Consider the following 6,909-nt stretch of genomic DNA (forward strand, 5'->3'; position numbering starts at 1 on the left):
CACCGGTACCCCGCCCGTCGGCGTTTCAGCTAACCCGCGCTCAGCCCACCGACCCCGCACCGCCTGCCCGCACCACCATCCGCCGAGCGGCACGCACCGCCCGCCAACCCGCACCGCCTGCCGGCGCGGCGCGTCCGCCGGTGCCTACCAGAGGGTCCGGCCGGGCGGCTCACGAAACGGGACCGGTCCGCACGGCGGGCGCTACGGCAGCGGTGTGCCGCCGGTGGCGTTGACGATCTCCGCGGTGATGAACGACGCCTCCTGCGAGGCCAGGAAGACGTATGCCGGGGCCATCTCGGCGGGCTGGGCGGGCCGCCCGATGGGGGCCTGCTTGCCGAACTCGGTGGTGTCCGGGAGCGTTGCCGGGATCAGCGGCGTCCACACCGGTCCCGGCGCCACGGCGTTGACGCGGATGCCCCGCTCGATCAGCATCTGCGCCAGCCCCTGGGTGAACGTGACGATGCCGCCCTTGGTCGTCGCGTAGTCGAGCAGGTGCGGGCTCGGCTTGTAGGCCTGCACAGAGGCGGAGTTGATGATGCTGCCGCCCTCGGGGATGTGACGCACGGCTTCCCTGCACAGCCAGAACATCCCGTACAGGTTGGTCCGCAGGACCCGGTCGAACTGCTCGGTGGTGATGGCCTCGATGCCGTCGGGCTGCGACATCTGGTACGCCGCGTTGTTGACCAGGATGTCGATCCGGCCGAACTCGGACACGGCCCGGTCGATCAGCGCGCGGCAGTTCTCCTCCTCGCGCACGTCGCACGGGACGGCCACCGCCCGCCGTCCGGCCTCCTCGATCCAGCGGGTGGTCTCGTCGGCCTCCTCCTTCTCGCTGTCCAGGTAGGTGAACAGCACGTCCGCCCCCTCCCGGGCGAACGCCAGGGCCACGGCCCGGCCGATACCGGAGTCCCCACCGGTGATCACCGCCTTGCGGTCGGTGAGCCGCCCGGTGCCCCGGTACGAGTCCTCGCCGTGGTCGGGCGGCGGGTCCATGGGGCCGGTCCAGCCGGGGTGCGGCTGGTCCTGGGCGGGGAAGTCGGGCGTCGGGTGCTGGTCGGTGGGGTTCTGCTGCTGCTCACTCACAGTGCTGCTCCCTCTCCCTGGACGGTCGGTCGGGCGGGCGACGGGTCGGCCGGGCAACGCGTGCGGTCGTGCCGGGTCCGCACCCGACACGAGCAGCGCACGTTCCCGACGGACACCGAACGCCGGACGCCGGGTACCCATCTGCCGAACGCCGAACGCCGAACGCCGAACGCCGGGTGCCCACCTGCCGAACGCCGAACGCCGGCCAGTTCCCACGCGCCACCCGCTGGACGCCCGATCAGCCCACCTGGGGGACGGACCGTCCGTCCGTCCCCGCCCGGCGGGTCGCGTAGGCGATCACCGTGGCCACGGCCGCCAGCAGTGCCACGCTGGTGAGGGCGGACGGCAGGCCGAACCAGTCGGCCATGAAGCCGATCGCCGGGGGGCCGAGGAGCATGCCGCCGTACCCGAGCGTGGAGGCGGTGGCGACGCCGCTGGGGCCCGCCAGCGCTCCCGCCCGTTCGATGGCCACGGGGAACAGGTTGGCCAGGCCGAGGCCGGTGACGGCGTAACCGAGCAGGGCGAGCCCCACCGAGGGGGCGAGCGCCCCGAGCAGCATGCCAACGGCGGCGGTGCTGCCGCCCGCGACGAGGGTGGGGGTGCGGCCCAGACGTTCCAGCAGGGTCGTGCCGCTGAGGCGTCCGAGGGTCATGGTGAACGCGAAGCAGGAGTAGCCGAGGGCCGCTGTGCCCGGTGAGGCGCCCAGATCCTCCTCCAGGTGCAGCGCGCCCCAGTCCGCCAGTGCACCTTCGCCGTAGGCCGTGCACAGGGCGATGAGCCCGAAGACGACGACCAGCGCCCGGGTGCGGCGGTCGCGGCGGGACGGGGGCTCCCCGGCGGGCCGGGACGACGGTGCCGCGACCGGCGGTGCGCAGCGCAGGAGCACACGCCCGGCCACGGCGGTCACCGACAGCCCCACCACGGCCAGCCCCCACAGGTGCACGGTGGGCGACAGCGACCCGGCGACCAGGGCACCCACGCCCGCGCCGAGCATGCCACCGAGGCTGAACGCGGCGTGGAAGCTGGGCATGACCGGCCGCCGCAGAGCCGTGACCAGATCGACGGCGGCGCTGTTGAAGGCGACGCTGATACCGCCGTACGCCGCGCCGAACAGGAGCAGCACGGTGCCGAGCGCGACGGCGGAGTGGGTGAGCGGCGGCAGGCCGATGCTCAGGGAGAGCAGCACGGCACAGGCGACGGTCACCGGGTGGCTGCCGTAGCGGCGGCAGAGGCGGCCGGTCAGCATCATGGTCACCACGGCCCCGGCGGAGACCCCCAGCAGCGCCAGGCCGAGGTCGCTCGCGGAGGCTCCGGTCTGTGCCTTGATGGCAGGGATGCGCACCACCCAGCCGGCGAAGAGGAACCCGTCGAGGGCGAAGAACGCGGTGAGGGCGACACGGAGGGGGACGAGGTCGGAACCCGGATCGACACGCTGTCGCCGGGTTTTGTTTATGAGCGGCACAAAATCAGGCTACGGGCGCCCCGGGCGTGTGAGCAAGCAGCCGATGGGGCCCCGCGGAGCCCGTACGGCAGACGTGAGGCGGTGTGTGCGGAGTGTCCAGGCGTTCCCGGGGCTCGTCACGCCGACGCCGCGCACGTCGGCGCTTCCCCAGGTGCCAACCTCCCGGGCGCGCCCCCCTCTGCGGCTTCGCCTTCCGGCTCCTGCGCGCGCACCCACGCATCTACGGGCTGTCAGCCGCCCACTCCACGGACGACACCCACGCGCCCACGCGCGTCAAGGTGTCCGCCGGTCCGCGAGTGCAAGGGGCAGCGCCGTCGGACCCTCGGGTGGCGGCTGCGGAGTCCCCCCGGAAGGGTGCGCCGTTCACCCGTGTGATCGTCCCGGATGGTGGGCGCGGACGGCCTGGCTGACGGTGGTTCACGTCGAGGCCGGGTCCCTCGTACTGACGTGGAGTCAGCAGCCCGTCCGAGACGGAAGGAAAGTCCAGATGCGCTCTGCCCGCCTGGTGCTCGCCACCGCGACGGCCACCGCCGCCCTCGCGATCGCGGCGCCCGCAGCCTACGCCGACCACACGGGTGACTGGGAGCACGACAAGTCCTCCTCCACCAGCAAGGAGTACGACAAGGAGAGCAAGCACGACAAGGGAGGCAAGTACGACGAGGAGAGCAAGCACGAGAAGCACGGCAAGTACGACAAGCCGGAGGGCGGCATGCACACCGGCGGTGGCGCTCTCGCCGCGGTGAACGAAGGGGACTGGGGCAACGCGAAGGACCCGAAGCACGACCCGGAGTCCTACAAGGGCAAGGACGGGGGCGACGCGCAGAGCGAGGAGTCCTGGAGCGGCAAGGACAAGGGCAAGGACTGGAAGCACGAGAAGCCGCGCGGTGGCATGCACACCGGTGGCGGCGGACTGGCCGAACCGGGCGTCAGCGCCGCCGGCCTGGCCGCACTGGCGGTCCTCGGCACGGGTGCCTACGCGCTGCGGCGCAAGAAGGCGTCCGGAAGCGTGGCGTGAGCCATGCCCGATGACATAGCAGCCGGGGTCGCCGTACGCGTGTCCAGCGCGTCGGCGGCCCCGCTCGCCCGTTCGCCCGATGTGTCCGCTGCCGTGTTCCAGTGAGGTGGTCTTCCCGATGGCAGCCAGCCCCCTGTCCCCCCGCGCAAGCGATGAGCGGCCGCCCAGACGCCGACTGCGTGCCGTGACGACGGCGGTGTTCTGGGGCGCGGCTGCCCTGGTGCTGGCGGTGAGCCTGCTCGGCGGCCGGGAGAGTCCCCCCGACGACGCCCACGTGCCGCACGCACCGCCCGCCGTCTCCGCGACCGCCACGACCGGCGCCACCGCTCCCGAGCCGTCCGCGAGCGCCGAGTCGCCCAAGCAGCTGCCGCCGTCGGAGCCGACCCGGCTGCGCATCCCCGACATCAAGGTCGACGCGCCCTTCACCGACCTCGCCATCGGCAAGGACGGCCGTCTCGAACCCCCGCCCGCCGATGACACCAACCTGGTCGGCTGGTTCGCGAAGGGGGTGTCCCCGGGCGAGCTCGGCACGTCGATCATCGCCGGGCACGTCGACACCAAGACGTCCCCGGCCGTGTTCGCGCGTCTCGGCGAACTGGAGAAGGGGGACAAGTTCCAGGTTCTACGGGCCGACGGACGCACGGCCACCTTCGTGGTCGACGGCGCCGAGTCCTTCGACAAGGACGACTTCCCCGACGAGCGGGTCTACGCCGACACCCCCGACGCCCAGGTCCGGCTCATCACCTGCTCGGGCGACTACGACCACTCCGTGAAGGACTACACCGAGAACCTGGTGGTCTTCGCCCACCTCGTGTGACGGCGCCGCGGACGGACGTCACGGTACTGCCCGGGAGCATCCTCGCCCCGGGCAGTACCCGTTTCCCGGACGATTGCCCCGAAGGTTCCCTGAACGATTGCCCTGGAGGCTCCCTGGACGGTTCCCCCGAGGACGCCCCGGGGCGGCGCCGTGCACGGCCCGTTCTCCGGGCGCCGGCTCGGGTGCCCGCCCGCTCACCCGGAGGGCGGCATCGCGGGTGCCGCGGCGGCGGCCACGGAGGGACCGGTCGAGCCGGACGGAGGGAGCGCGCCGCATGCCGGGGAAGAGGGGGCGAGGCGGGAGCCGGGCAGGGCAGTCGACCAGTTGGGCCGGGTGCTGATGCGGGGCGGGGCGGGGCGGGGGAGCCGGCCGACCAGTAAAGGCGACGAGCGGAGCCTGGCTGGAGCCGACCGAGCGGAGCCACATGCCGGAGCCGGCAGGCGGGACCGGGTGCTGGAGGCAGGTGACGGGGAGGGCAGGGGCCGGGCCCGGAGCCGGGGCGCCGTCCGGTGGTGCCCCGTGACGGTCGGTCAGCCCCGGGGCCGCGCCCACCGGAACCGCCGGGAGCCGAAGGATGCCGGGAGGCGCGCCGAGCCCACGGCGAGCGCGGTGGCGGCGCTCGCGATGCCGAGGACGGCACCGGCGGCGACGTCCCCCGGGTAGTGGACGCCCGTGTGCACGCGGGAGTAGCCGACCGCGCCCGCCAGCGCGCCGAGGGGGACCGAGGCGGCGGGCAGGACCGTGCCGACGGCGGTGGCGAACGCGACCGCCGACGCGGTGTGCCCTGACGGGAAGGATGCCGACGTCGGCATCCTCACGTGCCGGTCCACGGTCACCCGGGCGGCTTCCCGGTCCGGCCGGTCCCGGTGCACCAGCCGCTTGCCGAGCAGGTTGGCCGAGGCGGAGGCCACCGCGATGGCGCCGACGCCGGCCAGCGCGGCCCGGCGGGGGCGCGCACCGCTCAGCGCGAGGGCGCCCGCGATGGCGAACGAGATCTTCGAGTGGTCGGCCGCGTGCGACAGCCGCCGCAGGGTCCGGTCGAGCGTGGGGGTGGGCGTGGCGGCGACCGCCGCGTAGAGGGCGCCGTCCACCGCCCGGAGATCGCCGAGGACGGCGGACGCGACCCGGCGCAGACCGTCGGAGGGAGCGACGGGCCGCGTGAGCGGACGGGTGAGGTCCTGGTCGCCGGTGGTCGGCTCGCTCATCTGTGTCTCTCCCGTGGTGGCCGGCGTCTGTGAGCGGGGGCGCGGACGGGGCCGCGCCCTCGGCGTCCCCGGGCTGGGGCCGGGAATCACCAGGTGCCCACCGTACGCATGGTCCACACCGGACGGACACCGGGCTGGTCGTCATACCCCCACCCCGTACCCGTTCGGTGGCCGATCCGGCTTGACGTGATACCCCATGGGGGTATGTACTCGAAGGGTGGAACCCGGGGCCCGCCGCGGACCCCGGCGCCGATCCCGAGGAGAGACGGCCATGAACACCGGACTGAGGATCACCGCCTTCACCGCCGCCCTGGCCGCCGCCTTCACCACGGCCTACGGCGTCGGCCAGAGCCTGGACCCGGCGGTCGCGGAGCGGCCCCCGGAGCACGACGCGGGACACGCCTCCTCCTCAGGCCACCCGGAGGGGGGCGAAGGTGACGGCCACGGCGGTCACGGGACCGTCCCCGCCGGCGGGCTGGGGATCTCCGAGCAGGGCTACACCCTCGACCTGGACACGCCCCACGCGGAGGCCGGGGAACCGGCCGAACTGCGCTTCCGCATCCGCGACGACCGGGACAGGACGGTCACCCGGTTCCGCCGCGAGCACGACAAGGAACTCCACCTCATCGTGGCCTCCCGCGACCTGCGGACCTACCGCCACCTGCACCCGGTCCGCTCCGGCGACGGCACCTGGACCACCACCGCGGACCTCCCGCAGGCCGGTGCCTACCGGATCTTCGCCGACTTCACCCCGGCCCGGCAGGGCGCCCGAGGTCTCACCCTCGGCGCGGACCTCGCCGTCTCCGGCGCCTACCGCCCGCTCGGCCTCCCCGACGCCCACAGCACCGCCCGCGTCGACGGCTACGAGGTCCGGCTGACCGGCACCCTGCGGCCGGGCCGGGCGAGCGAGCTGGAACTCACCGTCTCCCGGGACGGCAGGCCCGTCACCGACCTGCAGCCCTACCTCGGGGCGTACGGCCACCTGGTCGCGCTGCGCTCCGGCGACCTCGCCTACCTGCACGTCCATCCGAACGGTGAGCCCGGCGACGGCACCACGAAGCCGGGACCGGCGGTCTCCTTCACGGCCACCGCGCCCAGCAGCGGCAGCTACCGCCTCTTCCTGGACTTCCGTCACGACGGCGTCGTGCGCACCGCGGCCTTCACGGTGCACGCGGGCCCGGCGGACACCCGCACCGACGCCCCCGCGACCTCGCCCGACAGTGAGGATGTGACGTGGTGACGCCGCTGGTGGGTCTGACCCCTCGCCTGACTGACGTCTCGACTGTCCTGTTTGGGATTTGTCGGCCCACCGGGCGTCACCACGCAC

6 protein-coding genes are annotated in these 6,909 nt (G+C 73.9%); 3 read left to right on the top strand and 3 right to left on the bottom strand.

Annotated elements, in window-relative coordinates; all coding sequences use genetic code 11:
- Positions 1-201: 201 nt before the first annotated feature.
- Together AC02VZ_RS25325 and AC02VZ_RS25330 are read right to left on the bottom strand one after the other, a co-directional pair.
- Positions 202-1,083 carry an SDR family oxidoreductase gene (locus AC02VZ_RS25325; RefSeq protein ID WP_432058764.1) on the bottom strand — a complete coding sequence of 294 codons (882 nt, stop codon included), beginning with the start codon at positions 1,081-1,083 and terminating at the stop codon, positions 202-204.
- Between the two features lie 238 nt (positions 1,084-1,321).
- Positions 1,322-2,545 (bottom strand): MFS transporter, encoded by a 1,224-nt coding sequence (locus tag AC02VZ_RS25330; protein ID WP_476476485.1) that lies wholly within the window; start codon positions 2,543-2,545, stop codon positions 1,322-1,324.
- Positions 2,546-3,032: 487 nt separating this feature from the next.
- Here AC02VZ_RS25330 and AC02VZ_RS25335 point away from each other — a divergent pair, with 487 nt between their 5' ends.
- Together AC02VZ_RS25335 and AC02VZ_RS25340 are read left to right on the top strand one after the other, a co-directional pair.
- The gene (locus AC02VZ_RS25335; protein WP_432058762.1) at positions 3,033-3,560 is read left to right on the top strand and encodes a hypothetical protein; all 528 of its coding nucleotides are present in this window, start codon (positions 3,033-3,035) and stop codon (positions 3,558-3,560) included.
- 118 nt (positions 3,561-3,678) lie between these two features.
- A complete protein-coding gene (locus AC02VZ_RS25340) occupies positions 3,679-4,377 on the top strand; it encodes a class F sortase (protein ID WP_432058761.1) in 699 nt (232 codons plus the stop codon).
- A gap of 530 nt (positions 4,378-4,907) precedes the next feature.
- Here the strand turns inward: AC02VZ_RS25340 and AC02VZ_RS25345 are convergent.
- Positions 4,908-5,582, bottom strand: a complete 675-nt coding sequence (locus AC02VZ_RS25345) for a phosphatase PAP2 family protein (RefSeq protein ID WP_432058760.1) — start codon at positions 5,580-5,582, stop codon at positions 4,908-4,910.
- Between the two features lie 271 nt (positions 5,583-5,853).
- On the opposite strand from AC02VZ_RS25345, the gene AC02VZ_RS25350 reads away from it, so the two are divergent.
- Positions 5,854-6,822, top strand: a complete 969-nt coding sequence (locus tag AC02VZ_RS25350; RefSeq protein ID WP_476476486.1) for a hypothetical protein — start codon at positions 5,854-5,856, stop codon at positions 6,820-6,822.
- The last annotated feature ends 87 nt before the right edge of the window (positions 6,823-6,909 follow it).

The sequence above is a fragment of the Streptomyces sp. 3-6 genome, from assembly GCF_056323165.1.

Bases quoted from the DNA above. Each gene is read 5' to 3' on its own strand.
- AC02VZ_RS25345 (WP_432058760.1), bottom strand. From the start codon at position 5,582: ATGAGCGAGCCGACCACCGGCGACCAGGACCTCACCCGTCCGCTCACG.
- AC02VZ_RS25340 (WP_432058761.1), top strand. From the start codon at position 3,679: ATGGCAGCCAGCCCCCTGTCCCCCCGCGCAAGCGATGAGCGGCCGCCC.
- AC02VZ_RS25350 (WP_476476486.1), top strand. From the start codon at position 5,854: ATGAACACCGGACTGAGGATCACCGCCTTCACCGCCGCCCTGGCCGCC.
- AC02VZ_RS25335 (WP_432058762.1), top strand. From the start codon at position 3,033: ATGCGCTCTGCCCGCCTGGTGCTCGCCACCGCGACGGCCACCGCCGCC.